This window comes from Bacteroidia bacterium (assembly GCA_037045145.1).
Lineage (GTDB): Bacteria > Bacteroidota > Bacteroidia > AKYH767-A > OLB10 > OLB10.
On the sequence record JBAOIA010000012.1, the window covers coordinates 444,006 to 464,675 of the forward strand.

Here is a 20,670-nt window from a genome sequence, read left to right on the forward strand (position 1 = left end):
AATAATTAAATAGTAAAAATTCGTTCAATCTGTTTTCTTTGCATTGTGATGAAAAATACAAGCTCCGAAATTTTTAAAGAAGATATTAAATCCTGCCTTGAAATATTAAGACATGGCGGACTAATTGTCTATCCTACTGACACAATCTGGGGAATTGGATGCGATGCCACAAACGATGCAGGGGTAGAAAAAATATTTAAACTTAAAAACCGTAGTGCATCAAAAAGTTTGATTACCCTTGTAAGTGATGAAGCTATGTTGAATCGTTGCGTACAAAATGTTCCAGCGGTTGCATGGGATATTATTGAATACTCCGAAAAACCTGTAACAATAATTTATGAAAAAATCAGCACTATCTCAGAAAAGGCAATTGCTGATGATGGAACTGCGGCCATCAGATTGGTGAAAGATTCATTTTGTAAAATGCTGATTCATAAATTTGGAAAACCAATAATCTCCACCTCTGCAAACCTGAGCGACATGTCCTCACCGGCTGTATTTAATGACATTGAACATTCCATACTCTCAGGAGTTGACTATGTAGTAAAATACAGGCAACAGGAAAACATGAAACACACCCCATCCTCCATAATCAGGATTTTGAACAATGGCGAAGTTAAAGTTATCAGAAAATAATCTGCAAACAGAATTGTTGGAACATAGTTTGTTCCGGCAGATTGCTTCACTTTGCCAGAAGCATAATTTAAAAGCATTTGTCATTGGAGGATTTGTGCGTGATTGTTTTTTAAAAAGACCTTCAAAGGATATTGACATTGTAGTTAACGGTGACGGCATTGCCGTAGCTAAAGAACTTGCTGCTGCGCTTGATGGAGAGTTTGCTTTTTTTAAAAACTTCGGTACAGCAATGGTAAAATCTGAAGGTTTTGAAATAGAATTTGTAGGTGCAAGAAAAGAGTCATACAATCAACATTCGCGCAAGCCAAAGGTTTCGCCAGGCACCATAGAAGATGACCAGCTTAGGCGTGATTTTACTATCAACACGCTTGCATTTAGCCTCAACAGCGAAGATTATGGAAAACTGATAGACCCGTTTAATGGCATGCAGGATCTGAATGATAAAATCATTCGCACACCTGCAGACCCTGTAACAACTTACAGCGATGATCCGCTTCGCATGATGCGTGCCATTCGCTTTGCATCACAACTCAACTTCAGCATTGAAGAAAAATCTCTTGCAGCTATTCATAACGAACAAAACAGAATCGGTATAGTTTCCAAAGAACGCATCACCGATGAACTGAATAAAATTATTGCTTCACCTGTTCCATCAACCGGATTCAAATTGCTGATGGATACAGGATTGCTGAAGTTAATATTTCCTCAGCTCTACAACCTGAAGGGAGTTGATTTTTTTGAAGGCAAAGGTCATAAAGATAACTTCTATCACACATTGGAAGTACTGGATAACATTGCTAAAGTCACTGATAATTTGTGGTTGCGCTGGGCTGCTATTCTGCACGACATTGCTAAACCGGCTACAAAGCGTTTTGAGCCGGGGCATGGGTGGACTTTTCATGGGCATGAAGACAAAGGCTCACGAATGGTCCCTCCTATTTTCAGAGAATTAAAATTACCTCTCAATGAAAAAATGAAATACGTTCAGAAATTAGTTTTACTGCACCTGAGACCCATAGTACTTGCTCAAGAAATAGTTACCGATTCAGCAGTGCGCAGATTGTTGTTTGATGCGGGTGATGATATTGATGATTTAATGTTGTTGTGTCAGGCTGATGTGACTACAAAAAATGAATACAAGAAGGCCAAATACCGTAACAACTTTGAGCTGGTTATACAAAAGCTAAAAGAAGTTGAAGAGAAAGACAGAATAAGAAACTGGCAACCACCCATTACAGGACAATTAATAATGGATACATTTGGTATTTCACCCGGACCTAATGTTGGAATCATAAAGGATTTTGTACGCGAGGCTATTTTAGATGGCGAATGCGCAAATGACCAACAGGCCGCTTTTGAATTAATGCTTAAAAAAGGCTCTGAGCTTGGGCTTACTCCACAAAAAAAGAGCTGATTTTTTACTTTTATTATTGATAATCAATATTCGGGCTGTAAAAAGTCTTATCTTTGCACCCCAAATAAAATTTTCATGCAAAATATCAGAAATGTGGCAATTATTGCCCACGTTGACCATGGTAAAACAACATTAGTTGATAAAATACTACATCAGACACAGGTTTTCAGACAAAATCAGCAAACAGGAGAATTGATTCTTGACAATAATGATCTTGAACGAGAGAGAGGGATTACTATTGTGGCTAAAAATGTATCTGTTCAGTACAAAGATGTTAAGATTAATATCATTGACACACCGGGCCACGCAGATTTTGGCGGTGAAGTAGAGCGTGTACTTACTATGGCTGATGGTGTAATTTTATTAGTTGATGCTTTTGAAGGTCCCATGCCACAGACTCGCTTTGTTTTGCAGAAAGCACTGGCTCTAGGACTCAAACCTATCGTAGTCATTAATAAAGTTGATAAAGAAAACTGTCGTCCGGACGAAGTTCATGAATCGGTTTTTGATTTATTTTTTCACCTTGAAGCAACAGAAGAACAGTTAGACTTTCCAACATTGTATGGTAGCAGTAAGCATGGCTGGATGAGTACCGACTGGCGTACAGAAACATCTGACATTACAGCTTTACTTGATGCCATCATTGAAAAAACACCTCCGGCAAAATCTCTTGAAGGCACACCGCAGATGCTTATCACATCTTTAGATTACAGCAACTATGTTGGCCGAATTGCAATTGGCCGAATTGTGAGAGGAACATTGAAGGAGAATATGCCTGTAACATTGATGAAACGCGATGGAAGTGCAAAAAAATCCAGAATAAAAGAATTGTTTGTTTTTGAAGGACTAGGCAGAAAAAAAGTTGAAAGTGTAAGCAGTGGTGATATTGCAGCAATTGTAGGTGTAGATGATTTTGAAATTGGCGACACCATTGCAGATTTTGAAAGTCCTGAGGCATTAAAATCTATTGCCGTTGATGAGCCAACAATGAGTATGCTTTTTACCATCAACAACAGTCCGTTGTTTGGTAAAGAAGGAAAGTTTGTTACCTCTCGCCATTTACGTGATCGCCTTTATAAAGAAACAGAAAAGAATCTGGCCATGCGTGTTGAAGAAACTGATTCACCGGATGCTTATCTTGTTTATGGTCGTGGAATCCTACACATTTCTATTCTTGTTGAAACAATGCGCAGAGAGGGCTATGAACTTCAATTAGGCCAGCCACAGGTTTTGTATAAAGAAATAGAAGGCATGCGTTGCGAGCCAATAGAACATTTGGTTGTAGATACCCCCTCAGAAGTAGCAGGCAAGGTTATAGAACTTGCTACACAGCGAAAAGGTGAACTTACAAGCATGTTGCCCAAAGGCGATTTACAAAGACTTGAATTTAATATTCCTGCAAGAGGTTTAATCGGACTTCGAAATGCAGTATTAACTGCAACAGCCGGTGAAGCTATTATGGCACATCGTTTCAACTCCTATGAACCTGTAAAAGGTGTAATTCCCGGAAGAAACATGGGTGTATTGCTGGCTAAAGAAGCCGGTAGTTCAACTGCATACTCTATTGATAAATTACAAGAGCGTGGTGCATTTTTTATTGATCCAGGCGAAACAGTTTATGGCGGTCAAATAATTGGTGAGCATATTCGTCCAGGCGACTTGGTAGTAAACGTCTGTGAAGGGAAAAAACTAACCAACATCAGAGCCTCAGGTAGTGATGATAATGCGAGGATTACTCCAAAAATAAAGTTTTCATTAGAGGAGGCTATGGAATATATCGAGAAAGACGAGTATCTTGAAGTAACTCCACAAAACATCAGAATGCGTAAAATATATCTTGATGAAAATGAGCGTAAACGAATGAGTAAGAAGGCTGAAATGGCTTAGAGAAATAAGTTAGGATTGTATAATTCTTTTTATTATTATTGTAAAAATTAAACAATAACGTACAATGAAGGCAGTGCAGAAAAAGCAAAAAGTGAAAATGGAGTTTCCGATGCGGTCTTCTCCCAAAATATTATATGGTTTTTTATCAACCCCATCAGGATTATCAGAATGGTTTGCTGATGATGTGACTATTCGTGAAGGTGTTTATACTTTCCATTGGGATGGCGATGAGCAATCAGCCAAGATGACTCATAAAAGAGAAAACCAAATGGTTAGATTCAAGTGGCTGGACGATAGTGATGATGCCTTTATAGAATTTGAAATTACAACCGATGAATTGACATCAGATGTTTCACTCATGGTATCTGACTTTGCAACAGAAGACGATATTGAAGAAACACAACGTTTATGGGACACACAAATCCATAATTTGCGTCACTTGATTGGATCGTAAGGTTTTTTATATTCTTATATTCAAATATATTTTATTGTGTTGCATAAAATTAAAGATACTATTTTAAAAGTACAAAACAGCTATTTTAAGAGTCGTTACTTTGTAGAATCTCAAAGAAAATACTTTAAATCATCCTTTGCATTAGATATTGAAACTCAATTACGCATTCGTGCATTAAATTCAACTTGTGAATTTATAGAACAAAACATGAGTGAGGTGCCAATGTTGCAAAGTAAAAAGGAAGCATTGGATTTTGCGCTACAACAAGTAAGGATTGATGGACTGTATTGCGAATTTGGAGTTTTTAAGGGTGGTTCAGTCAATCACATTGCTAAAACAACTAAAAAAGAAACACATGCATTTGACTCTTTTGAGGGATTGCCCGAAGTATGGCTATCTACCCATAAAGCAGGACATTTCGCATTAGATAAACTACCTTATTTCGAATCAAATGTGATTGTGCATAAAGGATGGTTTAATGAAACCCTTCCAGGTTTTATTGAAAAATACCAATCGCCTTTGGCATTTTTGCACATCGATTGTGATTTGTATTCATCAACAAAAACAGTTTTTGACTTTCTAAATAAACAAATTGTAAAAGATACAATTATTCTATTTGATGAATATTTTAACTACCCATTTTGGCAACAACACGAGTACAAAGCTTTTATGGAATTCACAAAAGAAAATCAAATTCAATTTGAGTATTTATGCTACAGCACTAAAACGTTTGGCTCAAAAGTAGCTGTAAGAATACTGAGTCGGGGTTAATAAAACTCCACTATAAATACCCCATTACTTTATAAACTGTTATTCCAAACCATTCATGGAATAGCAAATCCCAATCAAGTATCACCTCCGGTGATGGCAGGAAAAGTTTGTCAGGAGTAAACATTATTTGACCGGAATGCTGGTCAACAGCATAAGGCACCACATCAATTCCTTGCTTTTGAAAACACAACAATGACCTTCGCATATGAAATGCAGATGTTACTAATAGATATGGAGGTTTAAAATCCGATTTACGAAGAATCTCAGCTGTATTTCTTGCGTTTTCGTAGGTATTTCGTGACTGATTTTCTGAAATCACTCTATCTGCAGGTACACCAATACGTATCATCTGGTCACGTAATAAATCTGCTTCTTTAACGTCTGTATAAACCAAACTGCCCGAACCACTGGAAACAATGATATGCTTTGCCTTTTTCCGATAAAATAATTCAAGCGATTGAACATATCTGTCGGCACCTGAACCAAAAACAGGTCGCTGCATCTGTCCGTTTACATATCTAATAGCACCTCCCATCATGATTGCAGCATCATACTCCTTATGTATTGAATCAATAGGAACCGCCTTAACTTCCCAGGTATGCATCACCAAATTCAATACAAATGGATTACTAAAAAACAGCATTGCCCCTACCCCCCAAAATAAGCACTTTCGACTACGCTTCTTATTCTTTGTAATTAAAGAAATAAGCAACAGGATTATTATCCAGCTGAGTGGCGATAATAAAAAATCTAAAATTTTAGAGAGAAAAAAAAATATATGTTGCATTAAAACAAGTTACAACAAAAGAATCATGACGATGAATAACTTTAACGTGATATTTTTACATCACCCCAATTTATTCCTCGTTTAATGCGAAGGAGTTGTGTTTCTGAAACATGAAAACGATCAGATATTTTTGATAATGCTTCGCCTTTATGAATGCGTTTCTTTATTTCAGCTACTTTCTTTTCATTTAGTTTATAACCTGACGCATTTTCAGGGCGTTTGCCAATCCGTTTCTTTTTCTCTTTTATAACAACAGGACTTTTCTTCTGATGTTCAATATTATCTTCTTGAGTCATCCACTTCAGGTTTGAATAATGATTGTTGCCTTTGTTATAATCCTTATGGGTAACAATATCATGCTTCTTAGAAGGTTGTTTCACAAAATTATCAGCAACCAGACGATGTACTAATGGAGCATAGTTAATGGTACGCCCCAACTCATCTTTTCTGAATACTTTTCTATACACTTCCTTTAGGCCGTTCAACTCTGCAACAGCAAAATCAATTTTCTTTTTATGGTTGTTATAAGCTGGTGAATTCTTTTTATGAGATTTTAATTCAGATTTTAAATCGCGTAGTTTACCTGTTAATATTTCAATTCTTCTTCGCTTCTGGTCCAGCTGTTTTTGAACGCTATCATCTCTTTTCTTAAAAAGCTTAAATCTCACAATAGGATATCCATTAATCAAGGTTCCTTTAAGGACTCTGTTTTCTGCAATTTTGGTTGAGGTTCTGACTCTTCCAAAATTTGACACTTCAATTTTCAGATTATTGGTAAACTTAAATGGAGGCTTTACAAGCGCCCATTTTTCATTCTTAAAATCATTTTTCATTGTTTGAAAATTTACAATTAGGATTCAATTGTGATTTTATGCTTCAATAAATATAACTGACTAAAATGGCAAATCGTCTTTATAATCCTCCTGAGGTAATTCGGACATAGTTGGCATTGGCGACTCCATTGGAGCCTCTCCTGCCGAAGTTTTTTCAATCTTCCATGCATCGAGCGATGTAAAATATTTAATCTCACCGGATGGAGATTTCCACTCTCTGCCTTTAATATTAAAAGAAACCGATAACTCATCACCCGGTTGAAAACTCTCTATCAATCTGCATTTGTCATTTGCCAGTTGAAAAATAACTATTTGGGGGTATGATGATTTTGCATCTATTGTAAGTGTAAATTCTCTTTTGCGAAATTTGTCTGTTACTACCTGTTCTGCAAATTTCTGTTTTAGTATTCCTGTTATCTGAAGCATTTTGAATTTTTTTTCAAAAGTAAAAATAAATTTAAAAAATCAAATTTTTAAGTTTTAAAGCATTGACCTTATTGTTGAATTTTTCCATAATAATTTCTTCCCGTAGCGAAATATCTATCTGTGTAAATTCCTGCTTAATCATTACAGAAAGTGCCTCGCGCATAGCTTCGGGCGTGTCTGCAACAGTGCAAAGTTGCTCCAATCCCGTATTTTGAACCATTGGGGTGTTTACGAGTGCAAAACGGCCGCTGAAAAGTGCAGAAAGCAGTTTGAGCTTAATCCCTGTCGGCTGAAAAGTTGGCAGCACATTTATATGTGCATCCAAAACCAAATCGTTAATCTGCTTTGTATTCAAGTCACTGAGTAAAGTAATATTATTCTTTCTCTGAACTGCATCTCTTAAATTAACACCCGGTTTGCTGCCGGCTATGAGTAAGGTTACGGGTGAGTTTTTAAAAACTTCCTGCACTAAATAGAGTGCAGCCATATCATTTTCGCCAATAGCAAGATTGCCATGATAAAATGCATAAGCACCTTTGCCGACTCTGGAACTTACTTTTGTAAAGGAATGAAATGCAGGAATGTAATGCGCATTTCCATACTTACTCTTAAAATATTGGGTGTCGTTAGGCGAAATGGCAGCTATCACGTCTGCATTTGATAAAATATTTTCATAAATCTCTAATTTATTTGATTCGTTATAGTAATAGTATCTCTTAAAGATGTTTGATTCTGCCTTAGCCAAATTTTTATAATACTCATGTTCTATATTATGTGTTCTGACAATTTTCCTTCGCTGCTTCAGTCTTTCATCGTTCAAAAAATGTGTGCTATGTAATCCTTCAAACAGAATGGGATGCTCATCAGAAAGAAGGTTTTTAATCAGTTGCTCTGACGAGCGTGATACAACAATATATGGCTCTTTGAGGAATAGCTGAGACTTAGAAACATCGCGCTGATAGTAATGTACTGACTCACACAACTCTTCCAGAATTCTTGAAGACTGGCGGCCATACTGAAATGCATGCAGGTGAACTTTTACTCCGGCAGAAACAAGAGCACGCAGTTTAAAAAACACATCAATAACACCACCATAATTTGCAGGATATGGTATATCAAAGCTAATAATATGTAAATGCCTGCCGCTGTTCTTCACAATGTGTCTTAAAGTTTATTGGGTTCGCTCAGAGGATAAAATCAAATCAATCAATACTTTCTTTTCACTTTGCCAACATAAATCTGTTGCTACAATTCTACAATTTTCTTTATAATCGTCATAAAGTTCTTTTTCACTAATTAAGCCATTCATAGCATTAGCTATTGCTTGAGGTGAGTTTTGAGACAGTACAATTCCTGTTCTGTACACATTTACAATTGCCGCTACTTCTGGCAAATCTGTTGCGATAACAGGAATTTCTGCATGTATGTAATCAAAAAGCTTGTTAGGCAAACTGAATCTATAATTGATGTTGGTGTCTTTATCCAATGTAAGTCCTGCAAAGCATGATGCGGTTACCGCCATCAATTCCTCACGTGAAATCTTAGGATGAATAATCACTTTATGAGCTACATTATGTTTATGTGCTAATTCTTTCAGCTGATGAAAAACATCACCTCCTCCAATAATAAGTAACATAGCATCTACATCTTTCATAGCTTCAACTGCCTCCTCTGCCCCTCTGTCAATATTGATTCCTGCCCCTTGTAAGATAAACACCTTCTTATCATCAGAAAACCCGACAGAGCGTTTCCATTGGACTACATCGAAAATAATCCTATTTGTTTTATCAGGAACATTACGAACAACATGCACAATGTTACCATACTGCTGGCTATAAAGATTTGCAATTGAACGATTAACTGTAATGACATTTTTTAGTTTCGGAAAAATAAAAGATTCAACCTTTGTCCATATTTTGCGTGCAAAGTGATTTTTTTGCAATTCAGGAACACCAGTAAAATACTCATGGCTGTCATAAATCAACACACTTCCTTTCAGTCGAGACACCAAATAATTCGGCAAGAGTGTATCTAAGTCATTTGAAAAAAGCACATCAGCTTTTTTAAAAATTAAAAAGAGGATAAGTCTCACTTGAAACAATGCATAGAACAATGGACCTTTGTTTATAGGCATATTAAAACGCTTTACTTGCAAACCATTCATCTCATAAACCGGCAAACTTTGCGGCAACTTTCGACCTACAATAATAATCTGATAGTTAAGCTCAGAAAATGCTGACGCTGTTCTTCTAACCCGTTGATCAGTAGCTATATCATTAATTACGGAAATTATAACCTTTTTCTGCGCCATTCTTTGTTGATGTGGCGAAGGTAAAACATTGACCTTAAAATTTAAATCAGGCTAAATAATCTTTAAGCAATTTGTTTCTGGAACCTGAACGCAATCTTCTTATGGCTTTCTCTTTTATTTGTCTAACACGTTCTCTCGTTAAACCAAATTTTGCACCTATTTCGTCCAATGAAAAACTATGCGAAACTCCTATTCCATAAAACAACTTAACTACATCGCGTTCACGCTCTGTCAGTGTTTTTAAGGAACGGTCAATTTCTTTACGAAGCGACTCATTCATGAGTCCGTAATCTGCATCAGGCGCGTCATTATTTTGCATAACATCAAGCAAGGTTGCTTCTTCGTTACCTGCAAATGGTGCATCCATACTTACATGTTTGCCGGGCGACTTCAATGTGTCGGAAATTTTTTCAATCGGCACTTCCATTATTTCAGCTATTTCTTCTGCAGAAGGTTCACGTTCATATTCTTGTTCCAATTTTGAAAAAACTTTATTTATTTTTCTTAGAGAACCTACCTGATTTAACGGAAGTCGGACAATGCGAGCCTGCTCAGCAATAGCCTGCAATATACTCTGACGGATCCACCATACAGCATAAGATATAAACTTAAATCCTCTGGTTTCATCAAAGCGTGATGCTGCTTTGATAAGTCCCAGATTGCCTTCGTTAATCAAATCAGGAAGGCTTAAACCTTGATTCTGATATTGTTTGGAAACAGACACAACAAACCTCAAATTAGCTCTAGTTAATTTACTCAATGCCTCTTCATCGCCCTCTCGAATTCTGCGAGCTAAATTTGCTTCTTCCTCTGCAGTAATCATGCCTTCGCGGCTTATTTCCTGAAGGTATTTTTCCAACGATTGGCTTTCTCTGTTGGTTATGGACTTTTGAATGCGTAGCTGCCTCATAAATTGTTTCGGTTTATCATACAAAGTTAATAGTAAAAAAATCATTAATCCAAAAAAATATTCAACCAAATTGCATCATATGTTCAAAAAGATTTCCACAAATTGAAAATGTCATAGTCTGTTTTTTTGTGATTCCGGAAAATGATTAATTACTTTGTGTCATCAAAAGGGGTGCTTCCTTTAATGAAAGGAATGCTGAGATTATACCCATAACCTGATCAGGATAATGCCTGCGTAGGGATAGGTAACATTCTTTAATTGCACCTGCAACCTTTTGTTTGTGATGTTACTTAAAAAATAATAAGATGGTTAAAAAAATTTCTCTGTTACTTTTAGCTTTAAGCTTCTGCCGCTTTTCTAATGCGCAGTTCGACCTATCAGGAGTTGTGACAACGAATGATGGTAAAAAAATTGAACATGCAGTGGTTACCCTTAAAGAATCGCTGTTTCGAAATTTTTCAGATGAAAAAGGAAGATTCACATTCTATAATCTCAAACCAGGCAAATACACTTTGCAAGTATATCAGCTTGGCTATCATGAATACAGTAGTGAAATTAACCTGACAAGTAACCAACATATAGAGGTGTTACTATTCAAAAAAGCGTTTGTAACTGACGAGGTAATTATTCAGTCTTCAAGAATGAAAAGCAAAATACCCATTGCACAAAACAGTCTGAATAAAAATGAAATTGAAGCAATGAATTCCGGAAAAGATGTACCTTCAATTATGGACCAACTTACAGGTGTTGTGGTGAGTAGTGATGCAGGTGCAGGCATTGGCTACACAGGTATTCGTGTGCGCGGAAGTGATGCAACAAGAATTAATTTTACCATAAATGGTATTCCCATTAATGATGCGGAATCGCAAAGTATGTATTGGGTTGACATGCCAGACCTGCTTAGTTCAACCAATCAGATACAAGTTCAAAGAGGTGTAGGTACTTCTGTAAATGGTGCAGGCTCATTTGGTGCAAGTATTAATATTCTTACAGATCATTTATCAGAGCAACCATATGCTGAAACTAACTTGAGTTACGGAACCTTCAATACAAAAAAGGTAAATCTACTTGCCGGTACCGGATTATTGAAAAACAGTTTTGCTTTTGAAACCAGATTATCTTCAGTTAAGTCTGATGGATATGTAGATAGAGCAACATCAGATTTAAAATCGTTTTATTTTTCAGGAGGGTATTTTGGAAAAAAGTCGATGCTGAAAGCAGTAATTTTTTCCGGAATCGAAAAAACTTATCAATCATGGTATGGTGTTCCGGAGTCAAGATATAAAAATGACAAACAGGGAATGATGAATTATATTTACCGTAACGGTTTAGATGAAGAAGATGCTACCAACCTTCTCGAATCCGGAAGGAAATACAATTACTATTTATATCCGGGACAAACAGACAACTACCAACAGGACAATTATCAATTACATTTCTCGCATCAGATAAACAACCTGTTTACATTAAATGTTGCAGCACACATGACACGTGGAAAAGGCTACTATGAAGAGTTTAAAAAAAATGCAAAGTTTAGCGACTATGGTTTGCCCTCTTTACAAATTCAGGATACAGTAATTACCAAAACAAATCTTGTAAGAAGAAAATGGCTCGACAATTATTTTTATGGTATGATTTACTCTTTAACTTACGAGAATAAAAACATTGAAATAAAAACCGGAGGCGGTATCAATCAGTATGATGGTGATCATTATGGCAAAATAGTTAAAGGAGACTATATTCCAATAGCATCTGAAAATTACACTTACTACCAAAATAACGGGTTAAAAAACAATCTCAACCATTGGATAAAAGGAACATTAAACATGAGTGAACATTTCATTGTATATGCAGACATGCAATATCGTTACGTGCATTATCGTTTTACAGGATTTGATGATTTTGCTAAAACAGCTAATCAGGTGGCAGAGTTTCACTTTTTCAATCCAAAGGCAGGAGTTACTTTTTTAAGAAATGAAAATGAAAGCGGATGGTTGTCTTTTGCGATTGGAAACAAAGAACCATCAAGAGATGATTTTACCGAGTCAACTTCAATATCACGACCCAAACGAGAGAATCTTATAGATTTTGAAGCGGGCTATTCAATAAGAATAAAAAAAACAAAATTGAGTATAAACGCCTATTATATGCAATACAATGACCAATTGATTTTAACAGGGAAAATTAATGATGTTGGCAACTATACCAGACAAAATGTAAAAAACAGTTATAGAAGAGGTTTAGAAGCAGAATGTAATTTTAATGCAGGTAGAATATTATCCATTTCAGGTAATGTAACCTTAAGTGAAAACAAAATTCTGAACTATATGGAATTTGTTGATCAGTACGATGCAGATTTTAATTACATTGGTCAGCAGGAAAATACTTATAACAAAACAAACATTGCATTTTCTCCTTCGATAGTTGCTGCTGCCGGTATTGAATTAAAACCCTTAAAAAAGCTTAGCATTAAACTCACCGAAAAGTATGTTGGAAAACAATATTTGGATAACACCTCTTCGGAAGATAAATCATTAAATGCCTTTGCCTACACAAACATATCTGCACATTATACTTTTAAAATATTCAAAAGCATTGAAACCGAAGCAGGAGTTTCTGTATTTAATTTATTTAATGAAATGTATTCAAGCAATGGCTATACTTATGGTTACTTATATGATGGCTTGAAGGTTAATGAAAATTTCTACTACCCTCAAGCAGGAACTCATACTATGATATCTGCTAAATTCAGATTTTAATTTCACCATCAAAAACTTTCATGGCAGCACCTGTTAAGACAATTTTACTGTAATGATTATCTTTAGCAGAGAATGTAACATTCAGGCTTCCGCCACGTGCAATCATATTTACAGAAGTGCTTTTTGTTAAACCTGAATAGTGGGCAGCAATTGCTGAAGCTGTAATACCTGTTCCGCAGGCAAGAGTTTCATCTTCTACTCCACGTTCATAAGTTCTGATGTTTGATGCTTTGTTTTTATATGCAACAAAATTTACATTGATACCTTTTGCTTTAAAAGTACTGTTGTTTCTTATCCTTCTCCCTTCTTTAACAACATCAATTTTTTCTGTATCATCAACAAACTTCACATAATGTGGTGAGCCTGTATTCAACACAAAATTTCCATTGTGCTTTTTTATCTCCAACACATCGGACATTGAAACACTCACAATGGCTCGGGATAAATTATTTACCGCATTAATTTTTGCAGTATGCAAACCATCATAGGCCATAAATTGTGTCTTTTTACCAGCAACACCTATTTGTTTACTAAACAAAACAGCACATCGTGCGCCATTACCACACATGCTGCCAATACGACCATCGGCATTAAAATAAACCATCTCAAAATCAGAATTTCTGCTATGTTGAATAAAAATAACACCATCTGCACCAATACCAAAATGCCTGTTGCATAACATAGCAATCTGCTTTGGATTCAGTGTGCTAAACTTGCCTGACCTGTTATCAACCAAAATAAAATCGTTGCCCGCGCCCTGATACTTGCTGAATTTTAGATGCATTTTTATTCTTTAAAAAACTAAATCTTAAGATTAAACGTTGTAAAGCTACGTGAATATTCTGAAATATTGTTAACGATTGTTAACATGTACTTCATAGTCATTTCACTGATAGTGATATAACTTCGTTGTCGAAATAGAAAGTAAAATATTCAAGATTAAAATAATGATAAGACAGATTAAAAAGGTAGCCGGAATACTTGCCATTGCAGCAATTGGAGGCTTTACTTCTTTGGCCATTTACAAACAAACAGAAAAGCCTGTTTTATTTGGTCAGCAAGATAATGTAGTGCCCCTTAAAAGGGTAAGTATGGCAGGTAATACTGAAGCAGCCATGTTTGACTTTACAGAAGCTGCAGAAAAAGCAGTACCGGCAGTTGTGCACGTTAAAACAACTTATCCTTCACAACCTGTAAGTGGGAATTTTTTTAATCCATTTAACTTTTGGGGTGCTCCCGGTTATGGCGCACCGCAACCACAACAATCAGCAGGGTCTGGGGTAATTATTTCTGATGATGGATATATTGTTACCAATAATCACGTTGTTGACAATGCAGACAAAGTTGATGTTACATTAGATGACAAGAGAACTTTCACTGCAAAAGTTATTGGTAAAGATCCTTCAACAGATTTGGCATTACTTAAAATTGATCAGACAGGTTTACCTTATTCAAAATTTGCAAATTCAGATGACATTAAAGTAGGTCAATGGGTACTGGCCGTTGGAAACCCTTTTAATTTAACATCTACTGCAACAGCAGGTATTGTTTCAGCAAAAGGTCGTAATATTCACATTTTAAACGATCAGCAATTTCCAATTGAATCATTTATTCAAACGGATGCTGCTGTAAACCCCGGCAATAGCGGTGGAGCATTAGTAAATCTTAATGGTGATTTGGTTGGCATTAATGCTGCCATAGCTTCCAACACAGGTTCATATACAGGCTATTCATTTGCCATTCCAGCAAACATTGTACGAAAAGTAACAAAAGATTTATTGGAATATGGTAAGGTACAACGTGGATTTATTGGAGTGACCTTGCGTGATATTGATCAGCAACTGGCGCAGAATAAAGGATTAAAATCTATGCAGGGTGTATATATTGATGGTGTTGTAAACGGTGGTGCCGGACAAGCTGCCGGAATAAAACCCGGTGATGTGGTAACAAAAGTTGGTGAGACAACAGTAAATTCTGCTAGTGAACTTCAGGAACAAATTGGCCGTTTCGGCCCCGGTGATAAAGTTAATCTAACTCTTAATCGCAATGGTTCGGAAAAAAATTATCAGATAGTACTGCGTGACAACAGCGGAGGACAAAGTGTTGAACGTGCCAATAACAATGTCAATATGATGGGTGCTGAATTTGGAGAAGTGACTGATAAAGAGAAAAAACAATTAGGGATAAGCAATGGCGTAAAGGTTGCAGGTTTGCAATCAGGCAAATTGAGAAGTGCCGGTATCCGCGAAGGTTTTATCATTACCAGCATTGACAACAAGAAAATCAATTCTCCTGACGATATTGAATCTGCATTAGCCAACAAAAAAGGTGGTGTGCTGATTGAAGGAGTTTATCCCAATGGCATGAGAGCCTATTATGGATTCGGATTATAGATAGTTTTTCATAGGTTTGGTTTATAGCGAAGGGGGATTCTGAGAATGAATCTCCCTTTGCATTTTATCGAATCAATGAATAGTACAAGTGTTTTAATTACTCAAATAATAGTTAATAATCTTGTGTTGAAAACCAATTATGCTTACCTTGCAGTCGCACGATATTTCAATTTTAATAACTTACCTTTGCAAAAGATGCAAGAAAACAATAAAAAAAGTCTAAACAGGTTATGTTTATTTCCGTATCACTATAAATGCAAATGATGTTAAAAAAAATCGCATTTACTTTTTTACCTCTGTTCATTAGTCTTCAGATAAATGCAGATACTCCTTTATTAAAAAGGATTGTTTGCAGTTATGATGATACAACCCGGTTGAGTTTTGTTTCCAATGCAAATGTTTTTTCAGAGAGATGGGACACGCTTCAACAGGTTAGATTCTGGCAGGAAGTAATAAAACAGTCAGCTGATACAGCGTTGGTTAATGTTGCCTCTACACGTTGCATATTACATAAAACACCCTTTGAAGATTGGAAATGTCAGTCGGAATCAGAAAAGGCAGCCTATAAGAAGTTTATCAACTTAGCAAATGGCCTTGATACCAATACTACACTTTACGTTACATTCGGAAAAAAAGAGTTTTATGAATACAAAAGGGTTATTCCGGTTATCGGAAAGTCTGTTGAGATTTTTAAAAACAATAATGTTGACCCTTGGTATGCACAAACAATTTTACTTATTGAAAATCCCGGAAAAAATCACAATAAATCTTATGTTGGTGCTAATGGCCCCTTTCAATTGATGAAAAGTGTTGCAATTAAGTTTGGTTTGAAAGTTAACAAGCATGTTGACGAAAGAACTGACCTTAATAAGTCTGCCTATGCAGCCTCACAACTCTTAAAAAGCTCTTGTATTCCAAAGGTGAAAACCCTGCTGAATGAAAAAAACATTCAGTTTAGTGAAGATGATTTATGGTTTCGACTACTTGTGATGCATGCCTATCATGCCGGACCGGGTAATGTAGCCTGTGTCATTAATGAGCTTGCTCCTAAAAAAGGCGGGATTGACTTGTTTACACAAATTTGGAAAACAGAGTGTGGTGGATTTAAAAATGAATCACAAAACTACTCTCAGATTGCTCTTGCCAACATTGTGATTTTTGAACGTTTTCTTCAGTCCAACAAAGATTCGCTTTGGTTGGTACAAGGAGAAAAATTGATGGTTGATTATAAAAAAAACAAAACTCATGGCATTGAAGGTATAAACAAACTTAAGCAAAGCCTTGAACTGTATAGCGAAGATTTGATGGACGGAACAATACCTGCAGATTTCTTTATTTCCCGAATGAATAGTATTCAGAAAGAGCTTGCAGCATATAAAGTTAAAAAATCGGTTGAAGAGGAACCTAATCTGAGTATGACACAATATTTAGCCTTAGGAAAGCAACTCATTCGCAAGCGTCAGCTGGATGATGCAATTAAGATTCTGAAATTAAACATTCAACTCTACCCAAATTGTGTCACTGCATATGACTCATTAAGCCGCATCTATAAAATTCAGGGCAATAAACAGATGGCTTTATTTTACAATCAGAAAGGTGCTTCAATAAAAAATCCGGCTTATTAAGAGCTAAAGTTATTTCTTATAGTTAGCCGGATTCATTGCTTCAGGAGTCCACTGGTTTAAGAATTCAATAACCTTTTCTTTATCGTATCCCTCCCCTTGCTCAAGATAGCCTGTAGATTGCGTATGCAGCCTTTTTCCATTGGTATCTATAATTACAAAAACAGGAAACCCAAATCGTTGCGGAAATTCCAGTAATTGCATCAATGAATCATTTTTATTTTCTTTACTGTAGTTTATATGTTCAACAACATAATTTACATTAAATGCAGAGTCAACTGATAATTCTGCCTTGCTGAATGTATCAAACATGCGACACCATCTGCACCAATTGCCCCCAATTATCAAAAAAACATGCTTTCCTTCTTTCTTTGCTGTTATTTCTGCCTGCTTTACTTGTTCAAATGCATTTCTTTCAGGATGGTAAATTGCAGCTTTTTCTTGCGCATTAACCTGAGTACTCATTCCTAAAATTATAAGTATCGTCAGCGAAGTGTAAACTTGTTTTCTCATAATATATTTTCGATTAATGCGTTTATAAATAATACTCGAAACCTTCATCTGATAAAGGTTGTTTTTAATAACTTTGTAAAGTTCAAATAAACAAAAAAAATGAGGAAAGTAGTAGTAGCATTATTAATTCTTTTTACGGCCTGCCAGCCCAAAACTTCAGAACCTGAACAGAAGACAGCACCGGCACTTGAAGAAAAAGATTTTCCTGCAAAACCGGCTATTGCATTGGCATCAGATATTGATCCGGTTTGTAAAATGTCAGTTAAAGAAGAATTCTCAGATACTGCCATGTATAACGGAAAAATTTATGGTTTTTGTGCCACGGCATGTAAAGAAGATTTTCTAAAAGAACCTCTCACCTATCTTGAAGAAAAATGAGTTGCATTAGTTGTAAAAAACTTTGGTCAATTCCAGCTTTGGAATGGCTTCTCATTTTAATGACTATTACATTAGGTTTATTGTGGACATCATGCAACGAAGATCGCCCATTGCGAACATTACCAGTTTATGGTATGCAGGATGAACAAAACAAATCCAATCATACTATTGCTCCTTTTTCTTTTATTGATCAGAACGGAGATACAGTAACCGATAAAGACTATTCCAATAAAATTTATGTAACTGATTTTTTTTTCACCACGTGCCGAAGCATTTGCCCTGTTATGACTACTCAGATGCAGCGTGTTTTTGAGCATTATAAATCAAATCCAGATGTAATGTTTTTATCCTATTCTGTAAATCCGGAATATGATACACCTGCTGTTTTAAAGGAGTATGCCGATAAGCATCATGCAGATGCTAAAAAATGGCATTTTGTTACTGGTGACAAACAAAAGATTTATGACCTTGCCCGCATTTCTTATTTAGTAACTGCAACAAAAGGTGATGGCGGACCGGATGATTTTGTGCACACTCAAAACTTTGCACTGATTGACAAAGAAAAGCGAATCAGAGGTTATTATGACGGAACTGACTCTACTGACGTCAACAAATTGATAACTGAAATTGATTTGTTACTCCGCGAATACAAGTATGCCGATAAATAATGAGGACACTTCTTTTTCTTTTTATTGTATCTCCGTTTTTATGTTTCAGCCAGGATGATGGTCATGTACATTGTAAACATATCCTTGCAGACAATTCAAAGCTTAATAGCTTAAACAATATAAGTACAACAGGAAGTGATTTTGATGTTAAATACAATCGTTTTAACTGGACAATAAATCCGGACTCAGTATATATTTCCGGAAATGTTTTTACATTGTTTGAGGTAAAAGCACCTTTAAGCAAATTGGAGTTTGATTTTTCTTCAGCACTAACCATTGACAGTATTCAATATCAATCAACTTTATTGCCCTACACAAGTAATAATGACATTATAACTATTCTGCTTCCCGGAATAATCTCAACCGGGCAATTAGATAGTGTTGAAATTTTTTATCATGGTGTGCCACCCACCTCAGGTTTTGGTTCATTTAATCAAAGTACTCACAATGGTGTACCTGTTTTGTGGACATTGTCAGAGCCTTTTGGCGCAAGTGATTGGTGGCCATGTAAAAACTCGCTTACAGATAAAGTAGATAGCATAGATGTTTTTGTAACTGCTGATACAGCATACAAAGTTGCATCTAATGGAAAGTTAATTTCTGAAATTACTACAGGTAATCAAAAGACAACGCATTGGAAAAGCAACTACCCTACTGCATCTTATCTTATTGCCATTGCAGTAACAAACTATACTATTTATTCCGACTATGTGCCAATGGCCGGTGGAGACTCTTTGCAGGTACTCAACTATGTTTATCCTGAAAATTTATCGTCAGCGCAATTGCAGACGCCCGATATAATTCCAATCATCCATCTATATGACAGCTTAACCATTCCTTATCCTTTCAGTAATGAAAAGTATGGTCATGCGCAATTTAACTGGGGCGGTGGCATGGAACATCAAACCATGAGTTTTATGGTAAACTTTAGTCAGGATCTGATGGCCCATGAATGTGCACATCAGTGGTTTGGTGATTTAGTTACATGTGCTAGCTGGGAGGATATTTGGCTAAACGAAGGTTTTGCAACTTATTTTGAAGGATTAACAAAAGAGCGTTATTATCCATCGTTGTGGTATAATTGGAAAAGACAAAAAATAAATAATATCACCTCGCAACCTGATGGCTCTGTGTTTTGTACAGACACCAATGATGTTAGCAGGATATTTAATGGACGCCTAACATATAATAAAGGTTCGTATTTGTTGCACATGCTGCGTTGGCAACTTGGCGATTCTATATTTTTTAATGCATTAACCGATTATCTTAACGACCCATTATTAAAATATGGTTTTGCAAAAACTCCTGACTTAATAGGCCACTTACAAAATACAAGCGGACAAAATCTGAGTACTTTTTTTAACCAATGGTATTACAATCAAGGTTACCCTTCCTATCATATTACATGGAATCAGAACAACCCTGCAGTGTGGCTAAAAATTGATCAGACTACATCACACCCTTCTGTCTCATTTTTTGAAATGCCTGTACCTGTTCGGTTTTATGGTAATGGCATTGACACTTTGTTGGTATTTAATCATACTTTTTCAGGACAACAATTTACTGCGGCAATCCCATGGCAGGTAGATTCGGTTGTGTTTGATCCTGATTTGTGGATTTTATCAGCCAACAATCTTGTTACAACAGGCATTGAAGCAAAAGATGAAGGTAACGAAAAGCTACAAATTTTCCCTAATCCGGCACGTGATTTTGTAAATGTATTATGTAAAGTAAATTGTAAATACACCATTACAGATGCAAGGGGTAAAATAATTTCAAAAGGAGAACTTTATCAAAGAAGCAACAGGATAAAGTTAAATTCAAAACCGGGCATTTACTTTTTAAATACATCAAACGAAAATAAATGGCTGAGTCAGTCATTCATTATACAATAGCAAACATTAAAGG

19 protein-coding genes and 1 riboswitch are annotated in these 20,670 nt (G+C 36.0%); of the genes, 11 read left to right on the top strand and 8 right to left on the bottom strand.

Annotation, left to right across the window (positions count from 1 at the left end; genetic code table 11):
- Nucleotides 1-48 precede the first annotated feature (48 nt).
- The 5 genes from V9G42_11295 (at nucleotide 49) to V9G42_11315 (ending at nucleotide 5,162) form a co-directional block, all read left to right on the top strand.
- A complete protein-coding gene (locus tag V9G42_11295) occupies nucleotides 49-636 on the top strand; it encodes an L-threonylcarbamoyladenylate synthase (protein ID MEI2760003.1) in 588 nt (195 codons plus the stop codon).
- The gene (locus V9G42_11300; GenBank protein MEI2760004.1) at nucleotides 608-2,050 is read left to right on the top strand and encodes an HD domain-containing protein; all 1,443 of its coding nucleotides are present in this window, start codon (nucleotides 608-610) and stop codon (nucleotides 2,048-2,050) included. The genes V9G42_11295 and V9G42_11300 overlap by 29 nt, the downstream gene beginning before the upstream one ends.
- 75 nt (nucleotides 2,051-2,125) lie before the next feature.
- Nucleotides 2,126-3,937 (top strand): translational GTPase TypA, encoded by a 1,812-nt coding sequence (gene typA, locus V9G42_11305; GenBank protein MEI2760005.1) that lies wholly within the window; start codon nucleotides 2,126-2,128, stop codon nucleotides 3,935-3,937.
- Nucleotides 3,938-4,001: 64 nt separating this feature from the next.
- A complete protein-coding gene (locus V9G42_11310; GenBank protein ID MEI2760006.1) occupies nucleotides 4,002-4,391 on the top strand; it encodes an START-like domain-containing protein in 390 nt (129 codons plus the stop codon).
- Between the two features lie 36 nt (nucleotides 4,392-4,427).
- The gene (locus V9G42_11315) at nucleotides 4,428-5,162 is read left to right on the top strand and encodes a class I SAM-dependent methyltransferase (protein ID MEI2760007.1); all 735 of its coding nucleotides are present in this window, start codon (nucleotides 4,428-4,430) and stop codon (nucleotides 5,160-5,162) included.
- 10 nt (nucleotides 5,163-5,172) lie between these two features.
- Here V9G42_11315 and V9G42_11320 read toward each other — a convergent pair whose 3' ends face one another.
- From V9G42_11320 to V9G42_11345, 6 genes are all read right to left on the bottom strand, one after another.
- The gene (locus tag V9G42_11320; protein MEI2760008.1) at nucleotides 5,173-5,766 is read right to left on the bottom strand and encodes a YdcF family protein; all 594 of its coding nucleotides are present in this window, start codon (nucleotides 5,764-5,766) and stop codon (nucleotides 5,173-5,175) included.
- A 224-nt stretch (nucleotides 5,767-5,990) separates the two neighbouring features.
- Nucleotides 5,991-6,782, bottom strand: coding sequence for an HNH endonuclease (locus tag V9G42_11325; GenBank protein MEI2760009.1), 792 nt, complete (start codon nucleotides 6,780-6,782; stop codon nucleotides 5,991-5,993).
- A 60-nt stretch (nucleotides 6,783-6,842) separates the two neighbouring features.
- Nucleotides 6,843-7,208 carry a DUF3127 domain-containing protein gene (locus V9G42_11330; GenBank protein MEI2760010.1) on the bottom strand — a complete coding sequence of 122 codons (366 nt, stop codon included), beginning with the start codon at nucleotides 7,206-7,208 and terminating at the stop codon, nucleotides 6,843-6,845.
- Nucleotides 7,209-7,239: 31 nt separating this feature from the next.
- Nucleotides 7,240-8,364: a glycosyltransferase family 1 protein gene (locus V9G42_11335; GenBank protein ID MEI2760011.1), complete on the bottom strand. Its 1,125-nt coding sequence runs from the start codon at nucleotides 8,362-8,364 to the stop codon at nucleotides 7,240-7,242.
- A 15-nt stretch (nucleotides 8,365-8,379) separates the two neighbouring features.
- Nucleotides 8,380-9,519: a glycosyltransferase gene (locus V9G42_11340; GenBank protein MEI2760012.1), complete on the bottom strand. Its 1,140-nt coding sequence runs from the start codon at nucleotides 9,517-9,519 to the stop codon at nucleotides 8,380-8,382.
- A gap of 46 nt (nucleotides 9,520-9,565) precedes the next feature.
- Nucleotides 9,566-10,429: an RNA polymerase sigma factor RpoD/SigA gene (locus V9G42_11345; protein MEI2760013.1), complete on the bottom strand. Its 864-nt coding sequence runs from the start codon at nucleotides 10,427-10,429 to the stop codon at nucleotides 9,566-9,568.
- Nucleotides 10,430-10,586: 157 nt separating this feature from the next.
- Nucleotides 10,587-10,687, top strand: a riboswitch (TPP riboswitch).
- Nucleotides 10,688-10,734: 47 nt separating this feature from the next.
- Between V9G42_11345 and V9G42_11350 the strand changes: the two genes are divergently transcribed.
- A complete protein-coding gene (locus V9G42_11350; protein ID MEI2760014.1) occupies nucleotides 10,735-13,188 on the top strand; it encodes a TonB-dependent receptor in 2,454 nt (817 codons plus the stop codon).
- Here the strand turns inward: V9G42_11350 and dapF are convergent.
- Nucleotides 13,178-13,972 carry a diaminopimelate epimerase gene (gene dapF, locus V9G42_11355; protein MEI2760015.1) on the bottom strand — a complete coding sequence of 265 codons (795 nt, stop codon included), beginning with the start codon at nucleotides 13,970-13,972 and terminating at the stop codon, nucleotides 13,178-13,180. The genes V9G42_11350 and dapF overlap by 11 nt on opposite strands.
- A 163-nt stretch (nucleotides 13,973-14,135) precedes the next feature.
- Between dapF and V9G42_11360 the strand changes: the two genes are divergently transcribed.
- The gene (locus tag V9G42_11360; GenBank protein ID MEI2760016.1) at nucleotides 14,136-15,581 is read left to right on the top strand and encodes a Do family serine endopeptidase; all 1,446 of its coding nucleotides are present in this window, start codon (nucleotides 14,136-14,138) and stop codon (nucleotides 15,579-15,581) included.
- 260 nt (nucleotides 15,582-15,841) lie between these two features.
- Nucleotides 15,842-17,206 carry a transglycosylase SLT domain-containing protein gene (locus tag V9G42_11365; protein MEI2760017.1) on the top strand — a complete coding sequence of 455 codons (1,365 nt, stop codon included), beginning with the start codon at nucleotides 15,842-15,844 and terminating at the stop codon, nucleotides 17,204-17,206.
- Nucleotides 17,207-17,215: 9 nt separating this feature from the next.
- Here the strand turns inward: V9G42_11365 and V9G42_11370 are convergent, their stop codons facing one another.
- On the bottom strand, nucleotides 17,216-17,716 hold the full coding sequence (locus V9G42_11370) for a DUF255 domain-containing protein (protein ID MEI2760018.1): 501 nt from the start codon (nucleotides 17,714-17,716) through the stop codon (nucleotides 17,216-17,218).
- 99 nt (nucleotides 17,717-17,815) lie between these two features.
- Here V9G42_11370 and V9G42_11375 point away from each other — a divergent pair, with 99 nt between their 5' ends.
- From V9G42_11375 to V9G42_11385, 3 genes are read left to right on the top strand one after another with little or no spacing between them, the layout of a single operon-like run.
- Nucleotides 17,816-18,094, top strand: a complete 279-nt coding sequence (locus V9G42_11375) for a YHS domain-containing protein (GenBank protein ID MEI2760019.1) — start codon at nucleotides 17,816-17,818, stop codon at nucleotides 18,092-18,094.
- Nucleotides 18,095-18,153: 59 nt separating this feature from the next.
- The gene (locus tag V9G42_11380) at nucleotides 18,154-18,762 is read left to right on the top strand and encodes an SCO family protein (GenBank protein ID MEI2760020.1); all 609 of its coding nucleotides are present in this window, start codon (nucleotides 18,154-18,156) and stop codon (nucleotides 18,760-18,762) included.
- Nucleotides 18,762-20,657 (top strand): M1 family aminopeptidase, encoded by a 1,896-nt coding sequence (locus V9G42_11385; protein MEI2760021.1) that lies wholly within the window; start codon nucleotides 18,762-18,764, stop codon nucleotides 20,655-20,657. The genes V9G42_11380 and V9G42_11385 overlap by 1 nt, the downstream gene beginning before the upstream one ends.
- The last annotated feature ends 13 nt before the right edge of the window (nucleotides 20,658-20,670 follow it).